Source organism: Streptosporangium heterodermiicola (assembly GCF_051390675.1).
GTDB lineage: Bacteria > Actinomycetota > Actinomycetes > Streptosporangiales > Streptosporangiaceae > Streptosporangium.
The window spans coordinates 1-610 of the sequence record NZ_JBPJSR010000095.1 but is presented as its reverse complement, the minus strand read 5'-3'; the positions used below and the strand labels follow the sequence as shown (position 1 = coordinate 610).

At 71.6% G+C, this 610-nt stretch carries 1 protein-coding gene; it reads right to left on the bottom strand.

Annotated features, from left to right (window positions below):
• Positions 1-610: acyltransferase domain-containing protein (locus ACSC1Q_RS43040; protein WP_436764520.1), on the bottom strand; the 610-nt coding region annotated here is incomplete at both ends.

Sequence of the window (610 nt, the reverse complement as noted above, 5' to 3'; positions counted from 1 at the left end):
CTCCAGCAGCGGGAGCACGTCCGCCTCGGGGGCGGCGATGGCCAGCATCGCCCCACCCTGCGGAAGCCCCTGCATCAACCGGGCACGCGCCGTAACCAGAGCACACGCATCAGGCAACGAGAGCACCCCGGCCACATGAGCAGCCGCGATCTCCCCCACCGAATGACCCACCAGAACGTCCGGAGTGACACCCAGCGAGGTGAGGAGCCGGTACAGAGCGACCTCGAAGGCGAACAGGGCCGGTTGGGTCATTCCCGTCTCGGCCAGTGCCTCCTCCGGACCGGAGAACATCGCCTCACGCACCGAGCCGGGCAGCAGCGCGCAGATCTCGTCCAGTGCGTCCGCGAACACCGGGAAGGCGGCGGCCAGCTCACGGCCCATGCCCACCCGCTGGCTGCCCTGGCCGGTGAACAGCATCGCCAGCCTGCCGTCAGCCGTTTCCGGTGGCGTCGTACCGTCGGCCAGGGCGCGCAGGCCCGTCACCAGCTCGGCCCGGTCGGCGCCCACCACCACGGCACGCTGCTCCAGCAGCGCGCGGCCGGTCGCCAGCGTCCAGGCCGCGTCGGCCGGGTTCAGCTCCGGCTGAGCTTCCACCCAGTCCGCGAGCTGT